This is a genomic window from Shewanella surugensis (assembly GCF_023284005.1).
Taxonomy (GTDB): domain Bacteria; phylum Pseudomonadota; class Gammaproteobacteria; order Enterobacterales; family Shewanellaceae; genus Shewanella; species Shewanella surugensis.
This window is the reverse complement of record NZ_JAKIKS010000051.1, coordinates 15,079-37,187: the sequence shown is the minus strand read 5'-3', so window position 1 is coordinate 37,187 and position 22,109 is coordinate 15,079. Positions and strand designations below refer to the sequence as shown.

Sequence of the window (22,109 nt, the reverse complement as noted above, 5' to 3'; positions counted from 1 at the left end):
TGCGGTGCGCCAAGTCAGCGAAATAAGCTAAAAAAGGCGAGTTGGGACGATGATTACAGGGCAAAAGTTTTCTTTGGTTAATTATCCGACAAAGTATGCTCCCGCCCTGGTATGATTACCACGATGGCATTGAAGTCCATGCTGGGCAATATCAAATCTAAAGGCTGGTAAACATACACCATTTTTAGGATGGTTTACGTCGTAATTTGATAACTTTGCGTTGTTAGCGAGAGACGGGTAACCTTTAAACAGTTTTACCGAAATCAAATGGTGTTTCTGTGTTGGATATTCAGGATGTTTTAGGCTTACAGCTTTATTGACGTCATCGAGTTTTTTTGTTCCAGAAAGGTAATCTTCCCGAGTTGCTTTGCTATCTATACCTGCCCCATAAAGCACCCAAGGTTCTAAACCTGCACCAACCCATTTTTTCGCATAATTACTACTATGTTTTAGTTTGCCATTATCTGGATATTTAATTTTTTTCTTATGCTTTCCCTTACAATCTTTCCAGTCACATTTGTAGGTTTTATCATCCTCGTCATCTTGTTTTTTATTGCTGTTCTTTTCCCTTAAAGGCGTCACAAAGGTGCGGGTATTGAGATCCGGTTGATCATTAGGGATGGAGTGATCTTTTTTATACAGTTGGGGTTTGTCATGTTTGTTGCGCACGACTTTAAGGGCGTCTTTCATCTCCCCTAGTACTTCAACGGTTTCTTCCAGTACTTTGCCCGCTCTGCGGCCATTGGCAGCAAGTAAGAGTGATGCACAAGCCATAGGGCCACCGACTCCCCCCGCAAGCGTGCCTAATGCAGTGCCACCACTCACTACTGCCGTATCCATACCCAATTGAGTGGCATGATAAGCGCTCATCTCGACCACTTTGTCTGGCGGCAAAGCCGCCAACATACGCGCCGGTAAACTGGCAATGAGTTCACGACCTTGAGTGTCGCTTAGCAATAGAATGAGCATTCCATGGTTTCAGTGGCTTCCCACATGCCTTGTTTACCGCGCTCTTTCCAAGCTTGAAATTTGTCTTCTAATGCATCGACATCCCCCGTCACGATGGCCTCAATCAGCATGGTGATGTTAATGTCGGCGGCATCAAGCAGATCACCAAAGTCGCCTAAATCCGGCAAGTATTCGTTAACGCCATTAGACACACCCGCTTGAGTGGCCTTCACCATGTCCCATGACTGGCTTAAAAAAGATTGATTATTGAAAGACTGACTCTGGTTATTCATTTCGGCGAGTTTGTTATTCACGGCCTCACTAAAAGCCTGCGTCACTGGCACCTTTTGCTGCTTATTGAGTGTATCAAAAGCATTTTGGGCGCTTTGTTTGGCACTGTTAGTGATCGCGGTATCGAGCTTGCTATAGGCTTGGTCGAGCTTATTTTGTGCTTCAACCGCTAAGGCTTCATCGCCAAATAAAATGTAGGCCGCGTGGTTAGTATTCGGTTGGACTTCCGCCTTGCCTGATTTATCCAGCGTGCCGGTGATTTGGGTATTTTTACCGTCCTCCATGATGACGGTATAAGGCACGTTAGCCGCCTTGGTTTGTTCTTTATCGTCATACACCAATTTAAAAATAAGCCGATTGGGGGCCATGCCGAAGCTGGGGGCGATGTTAGATTTAGGCGGCTTTGGCGGCGGATCATTAATGACAGGTTCTTTAATGAGAGGCTTCATTGGTAGAGCTGGGTGTAAGCTGTCAGACGACGGGTTTTGATACGTCATGCCGCCAATATTAATCCCGCCGCTGGCTGTGCCTAAACGGTTATCGATGGCCTTAATGACATCGATCGGATAGTCATGGTTTACCGCAGGATTGACGAGCCTAATTTGCATTTTTTTGAACTCATTAATCATCGCCCGAATTTTGTCTTCTTGGCTGAGTTCTACATCGGGGAAGCCCATAATAAACATGGCCGATCGGGGTTTATCGAGGAGTAAGAGTTTTTCACCGCGAGAGAGGGCGCTTTTAAGGCTAGATAAGGACTCACCCGTGCTTAAGAAAGCCTTTAAGTCGGTGTCTCTGAAATAAGAAAAATCTGTTTCAATGCTTAACGCTTCATACTCCATCAATTGATGGAGTGACACTATCTTCCCTGACATACGACTTCCTATTCCTTGATTGTCTTTCTTTAAGTACGTCTTTACTTAAAACTGATCGTCCTTCCCTAAGAGCGGTTAATTTACCACAATCCATTAATAAGAAAAGGGATTTATTTTCCTGTTATGGGCATGTTTTCACAACTTAAGGGTAGAAAGCGAGTCAGTAATGCGCTAAATTGGCGCGCAAAAGACACCAGCCGTAAAGGGATAGACGATGGAAAAATGGAGCAGTGACACACCTGAAAGAGGAACAGTCGATATAGCGACTAACGATCAACAAACAATTGAATACATAGAACGAGATGGATTTTGCTTCGGTCATCCCAATGACGAGCATACCGTGACCTTTGGAATGTGCGCCCATGGCTTACCGGATTTATTGATCTCATCCAGAGACTTAGAAACCAATAAAATCATTCTATCGAAAATAGGTAAAGACTGGCTCAAAAACGGCGTCAACCTCAACACCAGAGATGATTTGTTTGAATACGATAACGGCAAGCCCCTTATATTAAAATTTAATGTCATCTATAACGGTGAGTCCATGTTCAGCCATAATATGGATTTTTATCGCACTCACCCACAATACCAGAAGCTATATTCACCTGAAGTGGTGCAAGTGCTTTGGCAAAATGACCAAGGTTTATACCCGAACGAAGAAGGTTATAATAAAGCTTGTTATCAGCATTACTTTAACCCTTGGGTTATCGATACGAGGCACTAAAGCAGTCCTAAATGCTCAGACTACGCAGCCTCGCTTTTCTTACTATTAAAAAATGAAGAGTTATAGACAGCAAGCACAACCAACCACAAAAAAAGCGCCACTCCGGCGCTTACTGTTCTACTCACTATTTGCTCTATCTAACAGGGATCTCTCGCTTACAGCCCCGCTAAGATCACTTCTGCTTTACTGACTTCAAATGATTTTGGCGCTTCAACATTAAGCGTGCTGATCACGCCATTGTCTATCACCATAGCGTAACGCTGTGAGCGTACGCCGCCGAAACCAGCGGTATCCATCTCGAGCCCTAATGCTCTAGTAAAACTGGCATCACCATCTGCTAGCATCATTAACTCTGATGCATTTTGTGCTGCTCCCCACGCTTTCATAACGAAGGCATCGTTGACTGACACACAAGCAATGATATCGACGCCTTTGGCTTTAAACTCATCGGCGAGCACCACAAAACCGGGTAAATGAGACTCTGAGCATGTTGGAGTAAAGGCACCTGGAACGGCAAATAAAACAACTTTCTTATTGGCAAATAACTCAGCCACGTCATGGTTAACCATGCCGTCCTTGGTGAGTTCACTTAAGGTAGATTGGGGAAGTTTTTGGCCTGTTGCGATCATTATACTTGTACTCAACTTGTGGATTAATGGACTGAAAAAGCGAATATCAGGAACTAATATAAGCAGCTTAGCATACAAGAAACCACCACTGAAGCATTCAAAAAATGACACTACTCCTCTTTTTCTGAAGACAATTTATTAAGTAAAGCTGTTTTCTTATCTTCATCCATGCTCTCAAGTAGGTATAGCAATTTTGCCGTGGTTTCTGACTCACAAAAAAAGTAAGCCACAGGCACACCTAACTCATCGGCTATTGCCTTTAAGGTATAAAAATCAGGTGTATGCTTACCTTTTTCATATTGATTCATGCGCGTACTCGCAGTACCAGGATCCATACCTAGCTGAAGGCCCAGCTGCTTCTGGCTGATCCCCAAGGCAGTTCTTGCTTGTTTAAGCCTAAAAGGCAATGGGTTGGTAAGTTTATCCGCCACGTATTTGTCATTATTTGATCCTAGATAACTTAGATTGTCTTCGTTTTTTCACTTAAGGTATACTAAGGAATCCTTAGCTTTTTAGGTTCTCTTGTCAAGTTTTAAACAAGATCAAACGAGAAACTAACGAATAGCGAAGCAAAAAAACAAGTATTGATACTTTATAAATTGTCATGGAGTGGCACATTACATATTGAAATTAATAACAATTGGTAAATATTTTGACCTCATCAATGATCCCAATAAATGAAACACTGCTGAATATTTTACAGGATAAAAATCTTAAAAATTTTACAGCTATTCAACTGAAAAACATGTGTATTAAAGCCTTACCTCTGGCAAATACAAAAGAAACAGGCCAATTAGTCTACCGTGGCTTAAGGCGATTACATCAGGCTGGGTTTATCGATAAGAAGCCACATACAGCTTCCAAAAAACAAACACATATTTTTTCAAAAACAACCTTATTTAATCCAGCTCACCTCGTTGCTAGTCAACCACGCAAAGGCCAGAAAATGAATATGACTCCCTCCTCAACACCTACTCCAACGACGACGAGTGCTCACACCAAACTGAAAACCACGCTTAATCAATATCAAGTTGATCTGTTGAGTAGTATTGGTGAAGCCGAAGAATTTAAACGACTTTTTGAAGAATATCCTTACGCTAAATCATCGCTCTACCCTAAATACATGCAAGCAAGAAACCAAAGCTCCACTTTAGTCGGTAGAATTAAAGCCATAGAAGTTTGTTTGAATGAACTTCAAGGCTTGCCATCATGAAATTAAGGGCATGGCAGCAAACGTGTGTAGAAAGCGCGCTGCACTTATATCAAACGCAAAAACACTTTATGTGTTTAGCCACGCCAGGGGCAGGAAAAACTGTCATGGCAGCAGAGCTAGCAGCAAGGTTGATTGAAATAGGGAAAGTTGATTTTGTGTTCTGTTTCTCACCGTCATCAGAAGTGAATGAAAGCATTCAACGCACGTTTACTCAACGACTACACAAGCGTTTTGATGGATTAATGGGGGCTATAGGCAGTGTCTATACTTATCAATTTATGCCTTCACTAACGCCTGAGTTTTGGATGCTATTAAAAACTCATAAGGTCTTGGTCATTATGGATGAAGTACATCACCTTAAAGGCACAGAGCTGAGTAATGCCAACGCATGGGGAGAAGAAGTACTGCTTAACATTCAAGAGAATGCCGCCTATACCTTAGCACTTTCTGGCACGCCTTGGCGATCGGACAAAGCACCTATTGTTTTATCCAAATTTACCGAACCCGATAATACCATTCATTGTGATTTTATTTATGGATTACAGCATGCTGTAAAAGACAACATATGTCGGAGCCCTAATGTTGTGCTCATTGACAATGATAAGATTCAAGTAAAAACCAATGAAATAACGGATGTTTTTTCATCGATATCAGAATTACTGGAACACTCACTATTAAGCTATCAAGCACTCATTACACATCCACAAATTATACGTTATATCCTGAGACAAGGCATAAATAAGCTCTCAGACATCAGGTTGTCTAACTCTCAAGCTGGCGGTTTAATCGTCGCGGCTTCCATTACCCATGCTAAACTCATCTTGCATATATTAACCACAGAGTTAAATCAGAGCGCTTGTATTGTTACCTCACAACTGAAACACCCCACCCAAGTAATTGCTTCCTTTAGGCATAGCCAAATCCAATGGATAGTAAGTGTCGGCATGATTTCTGAAGGAACTGACATTCCGAGACTACAAGTATGTTGTCACTTAAGTCTCATTAAAACTGAGATGCATTACCGTCAAGTGTTGGGTCGAATATTGCGCGTGAGTGCAGATGAAAAACAACAAGCTTGGCTATTCACCTTAGCGGAAAAAACACTCTCGGCTTTTGCCTATCGTATTCAACAAGATTTACCTGATGCTGCCGTTGTTATAAAACAAAACGCACCTCAAGAACTCTCAATTAATTTAGAGACACGACAAACAACCCCACCATTATATACCGAGCATAACCAGCCCAGTATTGACTTACATCTATTAAATGAGCCGACTCAATTACCACAGCAAAAACTGGCCGATATTGAAGAGGAAAATCACTACAACTTGACATTAATAGGTGGTTTCAAAGAACAAATAGTCAAGATGTTTGATGTTCATTTAGCCAATAATTGAGCTAATGTTTTAAGTTAGATTAAGGTCTTTTGTAAGCTAGTTATTGCATCTATCACTTCAAACTCAAAATATCACTGATTGCGATTGGCTTAGTATACTTGGGCCCGATAATAAGTTGTTCAACGGTATTCATATCAAAGTTTATACGAGATGGACTTTCAATCTCTTTAAGTTGCAATAGGTCCAAAGGAAATTCAAACACGTTAGGCTGATCAGGCACTATTAATGCGTAGGCCACACTCAAGTGCACTAACTTTATAGTGTCATCCTGTTGTTGTAATGCAATCATTAAAGCCTCTTTTAATAATTCCTTTATAAAACGATTTTCGCCATTAGTTGCTGCAAACAAAGGGATTGCGATAGGAGGAGAAGCTAAATCTGGCGGTGATGCAAAGGGCATACGGCTTGCGAGCCCCTTTAAATACGAAAGATAATAACGCCTTTTATCAATATCTTTAAAACAGAAGTGCGTTAATTTTCGTCTACGAATAAGCCGAGATGCCCATTGTGGATCTTCACAAATTTGCGCTGCCCAAGGCATTCCGACAAATGCAATGGGGACTTGAGCCTCCTCACTTATGTATTTAAGAGAGTTACCAATAGCTTGGCGTTCTTGCATACTTTTGTATTCAAGGATCTCTTGAAACTCATTAATAATCATTAGCTCAACCTGAGCGCGTTTTAAAGCATTAACTAACTTCTGCTCTAAGTTTGTAGCAAAACCTCTGCGCTTATATTGACTGGCACCAAATAACTCCAAATCATGAAGCATCTGAATTAAGGTGCTATCTAAATCACGCTTAGCTGAGATGCAAGTTAATAATACTGGCGTCATTTTAGTGCTTTTATTAGTTGCCACATCCTTGACTTTATAATGGTCAATCAGTGCACTTTTTCCTGTTCCTGCCTCACCAGTGATTAAGATGCATTGCTGATCTTTTGAGAGCAGACGCTGAGCTCTTAACTTATCAAGCTCAGTCATTATTCTTTTAACATAAGGATGTTCTATATAGCACTGGGAAAACTGTATTGCCGCAGCCATGATATCCATACTTAAAACACCTCTATGTCATTGCTATCCCAATCTAAGATATCAATGCTATCGCTTTGCTTCTTAGGGGGCTTAATTGCTGCTATAGCTTGTGAGGTCTCTATTGGTATTGAATTATTACTGTCTATACCTTGATATTTAGCGAGCTTTTTCATCCCTTTCTGCTTTTGTTTTTTCGCTAATGCTTGATTAACCATTTGGTCAATTTCTAATCGGCTTTGCGCAAGAGAGTTCGAATTTTCTGAGTCCATTACTTTTTGGCGTTTGTTTTTAATGTTGACCTTATGCTGGGTTAATGTAAGGCCAACGGTATAGCCATCTGGGTCCCTAGCGGGTACCTTTAGGTAATAGCATTGCTGTTCTAAATATACATAAACAAAGCTTAAATCATGAGGATTTATTTTTATATCAACTTTCAAACCTCGCCTAGATGCAATCGGTCTGTATTTTCGATAATCCAATAACTCTTGAGAATCATAACGTAAGTGCAGAAACGGTACCCCATCTTTTGAAATAGAACGTGTTTCTAAGATCCCAAGTTTTGCGCACAACTGATCTTTATCATCCCCCTTGTATTGATTAGGTGGGTAAACAGACATTCCTTCATACCATTTGGCAATTGGCACTCGTGTTTTTCGAGCATCTGCTTTGTGGTTATAAACCTCAATAATCCACTTATGCAATAGCTCATTAAACACACTAAAACTTAAGGTAGCTTCTTTATCTGGTTGGTAATCTCTTTTAGCGTCTGTGCTTCTAAAGTTTTTACCAGGAAACGGATCTATAAACTCAGTGTTTAACGTTCTAAAGAATCGCTCTATTTTGGGTTTTTTCCAAGGTTTACCAACGGGATTATAGCTCGTGTTAATGCCAAGTTCCTTACAAGCAGATTCTAACGAATCCCCCCAAAACTCAGCCCCATTATCAACGACTAAAAGTTCGATTTTTCCATGACAAGGCCATTCTGCTTTAATACTAGGAAACCTCTCTTTTATACTGTCTTTGCTGAGCATAGAATTGATTAACGCTGCTCGGATAGATAGATAACTAGGCTCATGAAAACTGACGTAAAAGCCCACAACACAACTACTGTAGCAATCAACTAGTGCAGTAATTGTTGGTCGACCAATCACAGTATGGTTATCTTCCATCAATACAGTTAAATCCAGTACAGTATGATCAATCTCGACTCGCTCCATTACACTGGTTGGCTCGGAAAACTTATCACCTAATTTGTATTTTTTTTGGACGTAGCTACGTCCAAAACGCAATAAGTCGACATCATAGGGCTCTAAACGTTTGATGCGAGCATTAAAACCAGTATAAGAAAGGGGTTTAATTTCTCCAAAGACTAAGCGGCTGTTTTCTAATCGAATAAGATCGCAGTAATAACGGTAAGTCGTTGCTACACTTGGACGCTCTCGGCGCAAACACTTATCTTCCAATGCTTTATTAAAGTAGAAATCACCATTGCTGTTTTTAATGGTTCTGTTACCTTTTTTTGCATGGGAGGGAATAAGTGCGGTTACACAAAAATCAGATCTTCTCAACTTACTATACCAAGCAGCCACAGCACGCCATTTTGGCTTAGGATCGTCATCAAAGGAAGTCAGCTCTGCCAGCAGTGGCTCTATATTCTTCTGGGTCCAGCCTCCATCAATACGTTTCTCAATGAACCTGATATAGTACAACCGTTTCTTCGTTTCATACTGGATAGAACCATCATACATTTCCAAAGATTTACTAGCATGAACGGTAACCGAAATAGCTTCAGCCTTGTCATTTGCTAGGCACTCTAAATCAAGTTCATCTAACTCATCAATTTCATCCCTAAATAGGTCGGAATCGTCATACATAAGCAGTAGATAGTTCAGTATCTAGGCCAAAAGGTTTTGCTCCTAAGTCAAACAGCAATAAGCCTTGAGATGCTCCGGTTAATACATGCTTATTCAGTTCTCCTTGAGTAAATTCCGATTTGTTAAGTAACTCACGTATCGTCACCACACCCAGCTTACTCACTAATAATATTATCGACTCAAACTGAACATGGTATTTCGATTCACCTGCATATCGATGAAGTAGTTTGAGATTATTAAGCAATGGGCCTTTGTGCAGCTGACGCTCGGTAATCAACTTTAGCTCTATACCAAGTTCAATACAGGATTGCTGCTTATACCTAAGCCTTTGGTTTACTTCAGGATCGCTAGCCTCTTTTGAACACTTGACCTCATAGTAGGTCTGCTTACCATTAGTAGTGGAGACCCAAAAATCAGGAGTATAAGGAAGGCACTTACCATAATACTGGTAGCGAAAACCTACTGGCTGCGCCTTAAAGGCGGATATTGACTTGCTGTATTCAAAATGAAAGCAGGCATCAAATTCTAATGAAGACTCTAGCGTCAACGAAGCACGATTCTTTAGACTGGCAAACTTAAAGAGGTTCTTCACGCGAGAGTGTTTTATGTTTCGTTGGTACATAAACACACTCGAATGTTGTTTAATTACAAATGAACACTACACTATGCAGACTTATGTGTAATTTATGCAAAAGTATAAATTTATAGTGCTTTATCTACTAAAAATATCAATACCTTGTTTTTAATGGTTTTATTAACAGTATATATTTAGTATATATGCTGTTAACTATACCAAACAGCTATGCTTTAAATCGTCTCCTTAGCGCATTATAACTGCACGGTTGAAGCCCAATTAATCCGTCAGTTTCACGCTTTTTATTCAACGCTTCCAAGCGTTCAAGAAAATCATGATACGCTTTCATATACCTAATGTTCACATGCTTATACGTGTATTCAAGTACAATCGAATCTAGCAATGCTCCGACTTCTAAATGCAATTTAGGCTGCCTATTACCGCTTAATTTATGCCGTGGTAAAAGTGATTTCTTCTCCCAACCACTTTCTATATACAACTTCATCCAGCCAGCTAATGATCGCCAACCAGGGGGATGATCATCCCCAATTTCAACCGCTCGATTTTTAATGTAGGGGGATAACCATTTCTCTGTGTATGCAGGCAGTCCGATGTCAATAACACCTTTCACATATTGATACCGTCTTTCCATTTGTTTAGATCCCAGATCATCACCGCTTGTTTTTGGGATAGCCTTTCTCCTACTCAATGGATTATCCAAGATACATGAAGGTAATTCATTGACTGACATTGCTTTTAATTTGCCATTTCTCAAAAAAGTTTCAATGTCCTTTTTTAAAAAAGAAAACCTCCCACCGCTCTCGACATCACGGAGTATTAACTCTTGCCCATTCAAGCCACTCACCTGAAAAAATGATTTCATTTCACCACGAAAGTGTTTAACAAGCACAAGCTCAGGATCTCTAAAATTCACATCACCTCCTATATTCAACTGGGGTTCTCTTCAAATGAACAATTTTGACTCATGTTATTTTTGTTCATTTAAAGTCGATAAATTGAAAAATCAACACTATGTTCATAAAGTCTAGAAGCTAATTGAACAAATGTTATGAGTAAAATAGGCTATGCAAGGGTTTCCACTGCAGATCAATCTTTAGATATTCAAATTCAAAAGTTAACCGATGCTGGATGTACTAAAATTTTCTCCGATACCGCAACGGGATCAAATACTAAACGCAATGGCTTTATCGAATTAAACAAATATTTGAGGGCTGGCGATACCTTGGTTATCACCAGAATTGACCGGATCGCACGCTCAGTTCTCGACTTACAAAATTTAGTCATCAGCCTAAGAGAAAACGATATTCAACTGTCGGCTTTAGAGCAATCCATTACGACTGATACCGCATCAGGCAAAGCTTTTTTAGACATGTTGGCAGTATTTGCAGAATTTGAGCTTAATATACGTCGAGAACGTCAAATTGAAGGAATAAACGCCGCAAAGGCAGCTGGAAAATATAAAGGAAGAAAGCCCCTTTCAAACAAGATAAAAGAGGAAATCGACTCACTATACCTCAAGCACTATTCAATTTCAGCCATCGCGCGTGAGCTAAAAGTGTCACGGAATAGTGTTTACAAGACTCTTCGTGCTCAGCAGCCAACTAAGCTATAGCTGGACAGAAATAGCTTAGCACTAGGTCTAGGGGAAACCAGATATTGATTAGAAAAAGTATCTGAATTTACCTGGCAGCTCTAATTTTATCCGATGCCTTTGTCTTTTATTACAAGCCAGTCCTCAAGGTAATGAAAAGGAACAGGATATCGGTAACGACGACAAGCAGTTAGTATCAAAGGTGTCTTATCTTTAATAACGGCTGACATTCTCCTAAACGAATCAGCACTGCCACACTCTTCTGTTATGTGCGCTAGTGCTAACTTTCCATTCATCGGGAACTTAGTTGATGCAGAACCATGCATGTCAGAGTTCGAGTACATACTCTGTTCACTGTGTTGGTTTGGATACCAATACTGTAACGTACTATGAGCTAGTTTATCTGTGGCAAAATTTTCCAACTCTTGGCTTACTGAATCTAATTTGTATAGAGCGCAAAATACCGTTAACAGCGGGTATAAAATACTAGCTCCCGTAACTTTATTCTTATAACTATTGTCGCCCTTGTCTTTTTTTCTGTGCTCAAGCAGATTTTCGTAAGAGTTATGCACGATTGGATACATACCATTACTCTCAAAGGAGAAAATGCACATTTTGGCCATTTCAGAGAGCCAGCCTTGCACAAACTCATCGAAATCTGAATCATTTGAAAGCAACGTCAGGGCTATGCCAATATCAATAGCTTGCGAGTCTTTATACGGCGAAAGCAAGATTGGGTTGTTAACAGCCAAGAGGTTAATTGACCTTGTTATTTCTCTGAGGCGTAGACGTAAATTTTCCTGTTCTTCGATCTCTCCATCAGTAGGTAGATTTTTTGCGTAGCTCTTTGACAAAGAATCTAAAACCCAGTGGCCTTTGACAGATAAACGTCCTAGCACATCAAATATCTTGATATTTACATCAATAGGGCAAGGCGAATGGACTGCATGAGATAGAGCATATTTAAGTTCAACATAAGGAATTAAACATCGATTTACGTAACAATCAGTAATTCGTTGATATGTATCTAAAATACTATCGAACGATTTTGAAGGTTTGTTCCTTCCCGTGTAGTAGTCTTTAACCTTATCCCAAGCCAACAGTAATGCTCGTTCGGATGAAAGGTATGCAGCCTCTAAATTCCCATCATCGCGACACCATGAAAATAAAACCCATAGGCAAACGTTTATCCGTGTTATGGACGATGCAATAGAATCTGCATCAGTGGCATTTGACAGAGCTTCATCAATCAATAGTGAGAAGTGCCTGCTCGAACTCTCGGGCTCTTCGAGTAGGGCCAATGATTTTCTTAGCAAAGCCTGACTGGAGCTAGGTAGCAATTCTTCTTTCAACAAGTACTGTTGAATAAATTCTGACAGTTTATCACCATTCCAATTTTCAAAGGTGATATTGTCCCGCGTATTCTTTTTTTCATAGCCAGAAACATCTTGTGCAATTCCAGAGTTGATATCTCCACCAAAGCATAAGCAAATCACAATTTGTTTATTTGCATGCTCTGGGGGAAGACGGCTAGGAATAAACGAGTCTTGAATTTCATCTAGCGATGGTCTTAGCGCTTGAGCTGCACTCCCATTCCAAGTTTCACGAGTAAGGTTTCCCGACTTAACAGAAAACAGATAAACTTTTTCTTCCTCATCATTTACTTGTCCAACTGCCGCTATATCAACACCATACTCTTTAAACCCACGAGTCGGTGAAATGAACACATTCATTCCCATGCTACTCAACAGGTCTGGTAACACTGCATCTAATTCATTTCGCTCTTTTAATGAAGCCAAATATTGCTTGAGAATCAACTTCATTTTTTCAACTCCTCATAACGGTAAATCCGTAACAAATAATCTAATGATTCCGGATCTAAGACGTTCAGCCTTGGCATTTCAGTCGAATGGGAAAAAGAATGCATTTGCATCTCCTGTCGCACTCGGTCCCCATTACCCTGATGTACATAATAAATTGAGCTATTGCCGTATAATAGGCTCTGCGTCGTGGCAATTTGTCTTATAATCGATGATTTTGATGCTTCTTCGTAGGCGACTTGCATATCTTTGTTAGATTCTTTCCAATAAGCGCTTATATTTTCGCTTGGAGCCATTAATTCCTTCAGCCCTGACACTTTCTCAATATCAGAATGATAATCCTGAAGTTTTTCAAGCAAACGTTTACATAAATGCTCTTGAATACATTCATCAATACCTGACTGGAGGAATCGCTTGAGTTCTCTTGGGTAACTTAAAAGTAATGGGTTATATAAAGCCTGTTCAAGAGCCTTGCATGTGGTTGGTGAAGCCGTTTTGTAAATAGATAGAATAAAACTTGCCGCCGCTATAGGTCTTGTGAACAACCAACCAACGGCCTTGTGGCTAACAAATACTCGCTTAACTTCATCATCTAACAATTCCATATCAGCTTTTAGCTCAATGTCCTTGCCCGTTACATCGTGAAGTAGGTTTAGTACATTATGACAAAGTGACGATTCACCCGACAAAAACCACTTTGTAATAATGTGATTAAGTAACTCTCTATGCTTGCTCAATAGTTCGCTGGAGAAATAGTCCAACAGTGGGAGCCCCACACCTACAGTCAGAATCGATTCCAATAACTCTAAAGCAAGGGGATATGCTTCCTTCTTAACCAGCTTGACGAGTAAATGATCAACGTTATCTATGATGCCTTTGTGATCAGGTGATACATTGGCTAACTGCTTTAGCAAAAGATGCTGAATAGTCTCCGGAAGATCGACCCTCTGAAAAGCGACAATATCCGATATGGCATAGAGTACCTCTGGGGAGGCTCCCTCAACAAATGTAATTAAAAGTTCTTCTATCTGCGACCAGTAAGAAGGAAATGCCTCCCCAAATTGAAGTGTGGACTTCAGTATCGAAGCACAACAAGCACTTTCACACTCAGTTCTAGCATTGCTGCTAAGTAGCTCCCAAATGACATCAATCTGAGGCTCATCTATAGTTAACCTCCCCAGAGTAAAATAAGCTTGGCTTCTAACTATTTCATTTTCTATAGCGAGCAAACTTTCAGTCGTCTGAATGGCTTCGGTCACACTATCTGAGTCAAATGCGAGGATTGATCCGCAGAGAAAAGGGGCATAAGTGCTGAGATCACTTTGTGCAAGAATAAATTTAACGCTATCTCTGGAACGATGTGCATCTACTCTACAGTAATTCTCAAAAGCCCCATAGATTCCACCAATAGCTAGATCTCTACCAGCCTGTTGCGTGAGGTGAACCAGACAATCTAGGACATTTTCAACACTTGCATCTAGTGAAGGAAGCGCGCCTTCAAAGGCATTCAGAATTGTAAAAAAATCGTGTCCACGTGAACTTTTATCAACGCTTCCGACAATCTTGACTAGATCAATTTCACCTGAGTTATGCAGTTCAGATAATGCGTCAGTTAAAACCTTCTCTTCTGTTCGTATTTCTTGGATATACGAGTCGTGAATATGTGCGAGCAAACCATCTTCTGTTTCACTTGCGGTTAGCAACTTAACTTTTGCTTCTTCTAATAACATTTCTTGCCTCTAAATAGACAGCTATTAAACATTTTGTTGGATAAGGAAAATCAGGTCAAATATTAAGGTGTTCTAATTGAGAGCTGGAGAAAACTAAAACGCTTAGGGGCATATTAGAGTTAATGATAACCCCGTAAACCGGGACTAAAATGGCCACTATCTGTGCGAGAATTCATAGTAGCGCTTGTATGGCCAATGTCATTTTTTTGATAGTTACCCCATCCAAACCCAAAGTATTCCTATTCAGATTTGTTTCGCTCATACTAGCAACATGCTTTAACCAAACATGATGATAGTTTTCAGTTCTGTTGATAGTGCTAATGCGTGATTGTTGGGTTTTTATCAAAGCCCAGTTCGTGTGAGCTGAATCGACATGCCGATGATAGAGATACGAAACGAAGAAACTGGCACCGATAGTGGTGAGTTGGTCACCACCCTCAAAGGAAAATGTATGTCGTCCTGAGCTTGCACGTGTCATTCTCTATTCTCTTCGTGGATACATCCCCTAAACTAAGTACATAATCAGTTATTAGATAAAGTAAGTCAATTACTGACAAAAGAAACATATTCAACATGTTAGGTTAAGTAACTTTGGTGCAGTTTAATATTAGAGTTTATTTCCTATATCAATGAGCTTCCGCAACCCATTCACATAACCCCGTCGATAAACTTCACGCCCATCCTCATCTTTTACTTGCCCAGTCGGCATGACAGTCCAATGCATACGCTCCATAAAATCAGCAGAAACGGCGGTTCTTAATGACTCAAGCTCAATTGGCGTCAGTGATGCCATTGATGATAATACATCTGTTTGTTGATCTTGAGTTCTATCAATGAAAATATCCGCATTCGCTTTAAGCACATTCAATTGATCGCGATATTTATTTCTCTCGGCAATCAAGGTACCCATAACAGCCCGAATGACGGGATCATCAACGGATCCGAGTATATTTTGATCGTTACTGTTCAATAACTGCTTTTGCCTAACAGAGAGCGGTTTTTTACAAGTGGTGCCACTGTATGCAGCCCAAGCCTCAATCAACTCTTTAAAGTGCTTTCCGGTGCGGTTACGGATAGTTTGAATAGAGGGGCCACCTTGCTGATGCGATAACCGACCAATAGTCGCAATAGAAAAATCCAATGGCTTAGCTTGGCTCTGCTGTTCCAATACCTGATGCAGTATTTTCAATGTTGCAATGGTTCTTGTCGTCGCTTGTAAACAAAGCTCATCAAGCACAATGTATGGGTTGACAGGATTAAGCATTTTGAACCACCTTCAATGGACTTTTGTGTTTAATATCACTATTAATATCACTAAGACTTAAAATACTTATACCTGTCTTGGCTTCTATCGCTTTAACGCCCTCATCAAGCAGCCCCATATCGACCAGATAAGCTTCAGTATCCAAATAATTCGCTAGTTGTGTCATAGCGTTACTTTTATCTTTTTTACCCGTTGCACGAAGCATTGCATTGATCATTGCATTACCAGCGGCCAGTTGTGCCTCATCATCCAGCTCCATCATAAAGGGCATATAACCCGATTTTATTAACATGGTATTCAATTGGTTTGACCTATGATTAATCACTGGCGTTTTCTTGAGATCATCCCGTAAATCGGCATAAATCTCAGCATCATCACACAATTGAATTAATTGGCGACATTCTGATCCAGTATCCAAGAAACTAAAAAATGGGGATATTTCATTGTGAGAGCCATTTGCGACAATCTTCTCTTTGGTGTCATCAAATGAGCGTTCTGTCTCGATATTTAAAAGATGGCGAATAATCTGAAAACAAGCGACGAGATCTTTACAGTATTCATCCGCTTCCGTTTTCTGCCTTTCAATCCGCCTGTCTAGCTGATGCAACTGATCATGCTTTTGAAACCGCTCACCGTTGGCCTCGCAAAAATATTCTTCATCTAATAGTTCCTCTTGCTTAGCCTCTAGCTCAGCGGCAAGCTTGGCGGCCTCAGTTGCGTGATAGCTGAGATTGTTAAAGTGAGCGGTAAGTGCATGAAGGTACTTTATATCTGTTATAAACCAACGACATCTAATACAGTTTTCAATTCCATGAGGAACAGCCCCGTGTAAATCAGCCTGATTTCGATTGGCTTTTTTGAGTTTTTCACCACCATTCCAACATCCAGCCACCGACGTATTTTCAACCAGTGAGGATGTATTTCCACCTGCGAGACATACACCTATCGATTTTTCCTGCCATCCGGCGGGATTTCGTACTCTCAGGACTGTTGTTAAGGATCCAATATCGTTATAGGCCGCTTGTAATCCAATCTCTTCTATTGATTTATTAGCTAAAAAGGTTTGAAGGCTTTCATCATCTTGAGCATTGATCTTGCTTTCTGCTGCCTTCATTTTTTTAGCCATCATCACTGGTGTCACTTTCGTATAATGCAATGTCATGATTAAACGACTATGACCTACCAATAACTTTGAAAGTACCGGTGTGGGAATGTCCCCCTCAATCGTATAGCAAGTGATTAAAGAAACACGTAATGAATGCAAGGGAAAAAGCGTCTTACGGTGATTATCAGGATCAATAAAATAAACTTTTCGTCCATCTGATAACTGATGGCCTTGCTCGTGCACCTCTTTTTCAAGTTGCGCCATCAAGGCAACCCACAGCGTATTAAGGTAACCTGCTGTTATAGGCAACGCCCTCTCGCTACGAATAGAAGCCGAAGCATGACGAAATAAAAAACAAATATTACCAATTTCACTTCGCTGAACCTCTGTTTTGGTACTGCCAAAGTGTTTATAGTCAAGATCGTAGATAGATGTTGGGCTTGATATAGTATTGTACTTTTCTTGCCAGTTTCTTAATTTTTCAAGCCAATAAAGGACATCATCATGTTGCCAAGGAATAACGTACCCACGTGAAATTTCATCTTTATTTTTATCCGCTGTTTTATTGGTGTTAATATACAGCCCTGTCATAACATCACCAATATCGGGTGTGATGATACGGTTGAACACGCCTTTTTGCCAAGGCCGTTTCTCACTCCCTTCAGCAAACTGATTTATCTCATTTTTCGGCCAATGACCTTGGTGATAACGCCATGTATCCGCCTCACCCGAGTCAAGCATTCTCACCTGAAAAGTCCGTAACGGTAATTGCAGTTTGATATAAAGAGCCATGGCTCGAACGGGTGACCATATAACAAAAAAGCGATCTCCTGCTTTATAGGATTTCAGCACACCGTCGAGTCTGATACTGCGTTCACTGTCTAATGTAATTTCACGCCATACACAATCAGGATCCTCCTTGTCTATATCACTTTCATCAACAACAAACCAATCTCTTAAATGGCGGCCATTCATCATAAAAGCATCGCTGTGATCGATAGCCCAATGCCAATCAGAAAAATGACCTCGATCTACAGGGCATAAGGTTTTACGCAACTGTTTGATATAAGTATAAGGAAGTGCGTTATATACTGTTTCTTGGTTTTTGACCGGATTAAGCCCCTTTGCAAAAGGGTTTTTAAACATCGCAACCATATTATCGTTATCGTCAGGTTCTGAGTAATAGGTTCCAATAACCCAATCAATGAAGCAATACACCTCATTGTTTTGCCTAACTCGATAGCCATCCGATAGTTCAAACTGCTGAAGAAACTGATTGTAATCTTGACCATCCGTTTCAAGGAGTTCGACTGGATCTATGATGAATCGCGGGACAAGGTAATCGTCTAGAAACCGATTTAATGCATTACGTTTATGGTCTATTCCATAGTCCATCTGCCTCAACCATGTTGCAGCAAGTTCACGCCAAGTATCCCAGCCTGAGCCATTTTTATCGGTAAACCAGCTAAATTCATAATCTGTCGATTTCATGTTGATGGCGTCCTAAATTTAGGGAAGCGACCTGAAAATAAACCATCAGGATCAATATTATCAAAGCCCTGCTCCATAATAGTCTTCCAGCTTAATTCAACCTCTTCACGGAATAGGGTGTCATGCTGCCCAGCTAACTTTTGTGTCGCTTGTTCAAAAGCTAATGTGACATCCCTAACGCCAGGTTGCGTATACACAGCCTGAGAGAGCAATGAAGAATGGTGAAGGGCTTTTTTTATGATCCTGACATCAATGCCTGCATTAGACATACGACGGCCATATGCATGTCTATGGCTGTGAGGAGTTCTACCTTCTGATTTTGATACAACTTGATCAATTCTTGCAAGCGCGGCTTTGTAGCTTTGATTAAACGCATTTAACGTTAACGAGTGACCCATTCTTTCTCTGGAAAATGACACGAAAGCATAAGGATGGCTTCGCTCTAAAGGTAACAAATACAATAAATATTGCCGCCATAGCAGCGCAAAGATCTCACCATAATATGAGGGAAACCAGTGTAGTTGTATGTAGTTATCGCTATGATCAACAATACGTGTTTTCCAGCCAACTCTTGATGTGCCTGTAAGCTTATTTCGTGGCGGCAGATGAAATTTTTCAGCAAGATAAGCTGCACGTGTTGACTGCCTTTTCCTTCCTATCCATTTATTGGGGGCTTTACCGTCTTCAGGGTGATATAGACGCACAATGACACTGTTATTATCATTTATGGGATCTTCAAACACATCATCTACCCACAGATGCAATGCATCACTTTCCCTTACTCCAGCGCCATGCATGAGTAATAAGATCAATTGATCTCTTATCGCTACACGATGATCCTTGGCACCACCAACCCCTCTAACAAAAAATGATTGAAACAATTGTTCAGGAAAGGAAATCGCATCGCCATCGACCTTGATAACATCCTTTTTACCTCTTACTTTTCTGGCTTTTCGCATTAAGTCAGGCAAACCTTGAGGCCTTATATGACCAAGGAAGTTGTGCTGGTTTCTTTTATGCCAAGCAGCATAGTTTAAGCGTGCTTGATGCGATGATGCCTCATTAAATGGGTTTAGGGCTATTGTTTCATGGTGTATAACCAACCAATCCGTTAAACCGTTAAGCGCTGAAATGAGCTGATTAACATTAGATACTTTTCTTGGCAACCAAAACAAGCCGGAGGGATCGTTTCCATTTTCATCCATTGTGCCATTGGATAAACGCTGAACAAAATACTGAAAAAGCAGCTTAGGATCAGAAAATAAATCTCGGTTAACCTCCATATACTCGAGTAAGAGTTGACATGAAAAGACGACGCGATCCATCCAAGGAGGACTACGGTTATTAGACTGACTCACAATATAATCAAGTAAAGGTTCAAAAACACCATGTTCAGTGAGTAATACAGGTATATTTAACAATGCGCCTGTATTATCTACTTTTATTTTAGCTTGAACTTTAACCAAAGCAGCCATCTAAAACTGTACCTTATCTAAAAAATATTGTTAGTAGATATAGTACAAATTCTGCTATCAATCTAATCACACTTACAAAAATAAGAACTATTAATTAGATTGATGATAATGAGTTTTAGTATGGTTTTAAGCCCTATAAATATAAAGTATGCTTTAAACAACAACCTGTTGCGATCATGGTTTTATCCTATAATGAGTTAATATTACATTGCTGCTTTGACATACACATCAAAACGATTTTTCTTCGTTTTTATCACGGTACTCGGTTTCACGCCGTTAAGATTTTCAGCATAATCAGGTCGTTTAACCACCACTCTTTTATTAGCTAATGCCATCGCAGGAGTGAGTAAGTCATCTGCATCGAGATCGGCGCCGACCAAAGATTGAAAAACGCGCATTTCTTTTTTTACTAACGCAGATTTATCACGGTGAGGATACATGGGATCGAGGTATACCACATCAATATCAGATAAACCTTGTTGCAGCTGACTTAAGTTTGAGCCAGGGAGCAATCGCATGCGTGATTGCATCCATTCGCCAATCTCAGCATCCTCATAGGCACGACGTAAGCCATCTTCAAGCAAGGCCCCTACAACAGGATGGCGCTCTATCATAGTCACATGGCATCCTAAACTCGCTAATACAAAAGCATCTCGACCGAGTCCCGCCGTTCCATCGACCACCGTCGGCGTCATCCCATTTTTCAACCCAACAGCCTTTGCAATTGACTGACCTCTGCCGCCGCCAAACTTGCGCCTATGCGCAACAGCACCTGAGACAAAATCAACAGAGATGCCTGTTAATTTAGGCTCATCCCGCTTAAGTAGCACCAAGGTGTTTTGCTCAAAAACGAGTTCAAACTGCGCATTTTTATCAAAATATAACTGCCAACGATCACAGATCGCCTCAAGAGAAGGAAAGTGTCGGTTAAAAAAAACGGGTACAGACTGATCCACTAAAGTCACGATATCTCGAATGCCAATATTTAAGTTGTCTTTATTATGCCAAAAGCCTACCCAAGTTAATATCTTCATTATTCAATTAAGCACAGGTATAATTCACAGCATATTCAATACACCTCTTTCATCAGGGATCTCAATGCTCAGTTATCGTCACGGTTATCATGCAGGAAATTTTGCCGATGTATTAAAGCATAGTATGTTACTTCAAGTGCTTACCTTACTTCATAAGAAAGATAAGCCACTGGCTTATATCGACACACATGCTGGCGCCGGAGGATATGCGCTGACTGATAGCTTCGCTCAAAAAACGGGGGAATACCTCGAAGGTATCGCTAAATTATGGGATAAATCTGACTTACCGGCTCCACTGGCTCAATATATCACCGATGTGAAACACTTTAATCCCGATCCCGATAAACTTGCATTTTATCCTGGGTCACCCGCCTTTGTTGATATGAATATGCGCCCTAAAGATCGTATGGTACTGCATGAAATTCATAGTACTGATCATCTATTATTAGCAGAGCAATTTGAAGGTGATAAACAAATCCGCGTGATCAAAAAAGATGGTCTAAAAGGCATGATCTCCGCAGTTCCTCCGATTGAACGACGCGGCGTCATTTTGATCGATCCAAGCTATGAAATAAAAGATGATTACATCGATGTCGCTAATGCCATTATCAAAGCACATAAGCGTTTTTCAACAGGCGTTTATATGCTGTGGTATCCAGTGGTTAATCGTCAACAAACTGAAGCAATGCTTCAGCTTTTAACCAACTCTGGGATCAAAAATCAATTACGCATTGAGCAAGCGCTCAAAGCAGATAGTGATGAATTTGGTATGACAGCAGCAGGTTTATGGGTGATTAACCCTCCTTGGAAATTAGAAGCTATTGCAACCGAAACATTAGCGACCCTTGCTCCTTTACTCGGGAAACATAATGGCAAAGTCACCGTTAAACTAGAAGTTAATGAATAAGATATAAATACCCGTAATCTGATGTGGTAATTTGAGTAATACGACCAAATTAATACCCATCCTTCTAAGAAGGATGGGTATTACACATCGAATTCACCTTGAAAAAACCGTAA

The 22,109-nt window shown here is 40.4% G+C and carries 19 protein-coding genes; 5 read left to right on the top strand and 14 right to left on the bottom strand.

Annotated features, from left to right (window positions below; all coding sequences use genetic code 11):
- Positions 1-81: 81 nt before the first annotated feature.
- Positions 82-969, bottom strand: coding sequence for an AHH domain-containing protein (locus L2764_RS13810; protein ID WP_248940838.1), 888 nt, complete (start codon positions 967-969; stop codon positions 82-84).
- Entirely contained in the window at positions 951-2,114 is a 1,164-nt protein-coding gene (locus L2764_RS13805; protein WP_248940837.1) for a hypothetical protein, read from the bottom strand. Before L2764_RS13805 ends, L2764_RS13810 begins: the two co-directional genes overlap by 19 nt.
- Before the next feature lie 214 nt (positions 2,115-2,328).
- Between L2764_RS13805 and L2764_RS13800 the strand changes: the two genes are divergently transcribed.
- Positions 2,329-2,838, top strand: a complete 510-nt coding sequence (locus tag L2764_RS13800; protein ID WP_248940836.1) for a DUF4262 domain-containing protein — start codon at positions 2,329-2,331, stop codon at positions 2,836-2,838.
- Between the two features lie 155 nt (positions 2,839-2,993).
- Here L2764_RS13800 and L2764_RS13795 read toward each other — a convergent pair whose 3' ends face one another.
- Positions 2,994-3,467: a peroxiredoxin gene (locus tag L2764_RS13795; RefSeq protein WP_248940840.1), complete on the bottom strand. Its 474-nt coding sequence runs from the start codon at positions 3,465-3,467 to the stop codon at positions 2,994-2,996.
- Positions 3,468-3,577: 110 nt separating this feature from the next.
- Entirely contained in the window at positions 3,578-3,898 is a 321-nt protein-coding gene (locus tag L2764_RS13790) for a helix-turn-helix domain-containing protein (RefSeq protein ID WP_248940835.1), read from the bottom strand.
- Between the two features lie 233 nt (positions 3,899-4,131).
- Here L2764_RS13790 and L2764_RS13785 point away from each other — a divergent pair, with 233 nt between their 5' ends.
- On the top strand, positions 4,132-4,680 hold the full coding sequence (locus L2764_RS13785; protein WP_248940834.1) for a VspR family transcription factor: 549 nt from the start codon (positions 4,132-4,134) through the stop codon (positions 4,678-4,680).
- Entirely contained in the window at positions 4,677-6,077 is a 1,401-nt protein-coding gene (locus L2764_RS13780) for a DEAD/DEAH box helicase (protein ID WP_248940833.1), read from the top strand. The genes L2764_RS13785 and L2764_RS13780 overlap by 4 nt, the downstream gene beginning before the upstream one ends.
- Positions 6,078-6,129: 52 nt before the next feature.
- On the opposite strand, the gene L2764_RS13775 is transcribed toward L2764_RS13780, so the two are convergent.
- From L2764_RS13775 to L2764_RS13760, 4 genes are all read right to left on the bottom strand, one after another.
- Positions 6,130-7,128, bottom strand: coding sequence for a TniB family NTP-binding protein (locus L2764_RS13775; protein WP_248940832.1), 999 nt, complete (start codon positions 7,126-7,128; stop codon positions 6,130-6,132).
- A gap of 2 nt (positions 7,129-7,130) precedes the next feature.
- Positions 7,131-8,984 (bottom strand): TnsB C-terminal domain-containing protein, encoded by a 1,854-nt coding sequence (locus L2764_RS13770; RefSeq protein ID WP_248940831.1) that lies wholly within the window; start codon positions 8,982-8,984, stop codon positions 7,131-7,133.
- Entirely contained in the window at positions 8,977-9,606 is a 630-nt protein-coding gene (locus tag L2764_RS13765; RefSeq protein ID WP_248940830.1) for a TnsA endonuclease N-terminal domain-containing protein, read from the bottom strand. Before L2764_RS13765 ends, L2764_RS13770 begins: the two co-directional genes overlap by 8 nt.
- A 178-nt stretch (positions 9,607-9,784) precedes the next feature.
- Complete coding sequence (locus L2764_RS13760) at positions 9,785-10,492, bottom strand: hypothetical protein (protein ID WP_248940829.1); 708 nt, start codon at positions 10,490-10,492, stop codon at positions 9,785-9,787.
- Positions 10,493-10,627: 135 nt separating this feature from the next.
- On the opposite strand from L2764_RS13760, the gene L2764_RS13755 reads away from it, so the two are divergent.
- Entirely contained in the window at positions 10,628-11,191 is a 564-nt protein-coding gene (locus L2764_RS13755) for a recombinase family protein (RefSeq protein ID WP_248940828.1), read from the top strand.
- Between the two features lie 86 nt (positions 11,192-11,277).
- On the opposite strand, the gene L2764_RS13750 is transcribed toward L2764_RS13755, so the two are convergent.
- The 6 genes from L2764_RS13750 to L2764_RS13725 form a co-directional block, all read right to left on the bottom strand.
- Entirely contained in the window at positions 11,278-12,993 is a 1,716-nt protein-coding gene (locus L2764_RS13750; RefSeq protein WP_248940827.1) for a hypothetical protein, read from the bottom strand.
- Positions 12,990-14,720 (bottom strand): hypothetical protein, encoded by a 1,731-nt coding sequence (locus L2764_RS13745; RefSeq protein WP_248940826.1) that lies wholly within the window; start codon positions 14,718-14,720, stop codon positions 12,990-12,992. Before L2764_RS13745 ends, L2764_RS13750 begins: the two co-directional genes overlap by 4 nt.
- 607 nt (positions 14,721-15,327) lie before the next feature.
- The gene (gmtX, locus tag L2764_RS13740; RefSeq protein WP_248940825.1) at positions 15,328-15,984 is read right to left on the bottom strand and encodes a gamma-mobile-trio protein GmtX; all 657 of its coding nucleotides are present in this window, start codon (positions 15,982-15,984) and stop codon (positions 15,328-15,330) included.
- Entirely contained in the window at positions 15,977-18,580 is a 2,604-nt protein-coding gene (gene gmtZ, locus L2764_RS13735) for a gamma-mobile-trio integrase GmtZ (protein ID WP_248940824.1), read from the bottom strand. Before gmtZ ends, gmtX begins: the two co-directional genes overlap by 8 nt.
- Entirely contained in the window at positions 18,577-20,055 is a 1,479-nt protein-coding gene (gmtY, locus tag L2764_RS13730) for a gamma-mobile-trio recombinase GmtY (RefSeq protein ID WP_248940823.1), read from the bottom strand. Before gmtY ends, gmtZ begins: the two co-directional genes overlap by 4 nt.
- A gap of 203 nt (positions 20,056-20,258) precedes the next feature.
- Positions 20,259-21,083, bottom strand: coding sequence for a class I SAM-dependent methyltransferase (locus L2764_RS13725; protein WP_376708420.1), 825 nt, complete (start codon positions 21,081-21,083; stop codon positions 20,259-20,261).
- A gap of 70 nt (positions 21,084-21,153) precedes the next feature.
- On the opposite strand from L2764_RS13725, the gene L2764_RS13720 reads away from it, so the two are divergent.
- A complete protein-coding gene (locus L2764_RS13720; RefSeq protein WP_248940822.1) occupies positions 21,154-21,996 on the top strand; it encodes a 23S rRNA (adenine(2030)-N(6))-methyltransferase RlmJ in 843 nt (280 codons plus the stop codon).
- The last annotated feature ends 113 nt before the right edge of the window (positions 21,997-22,109 follow it).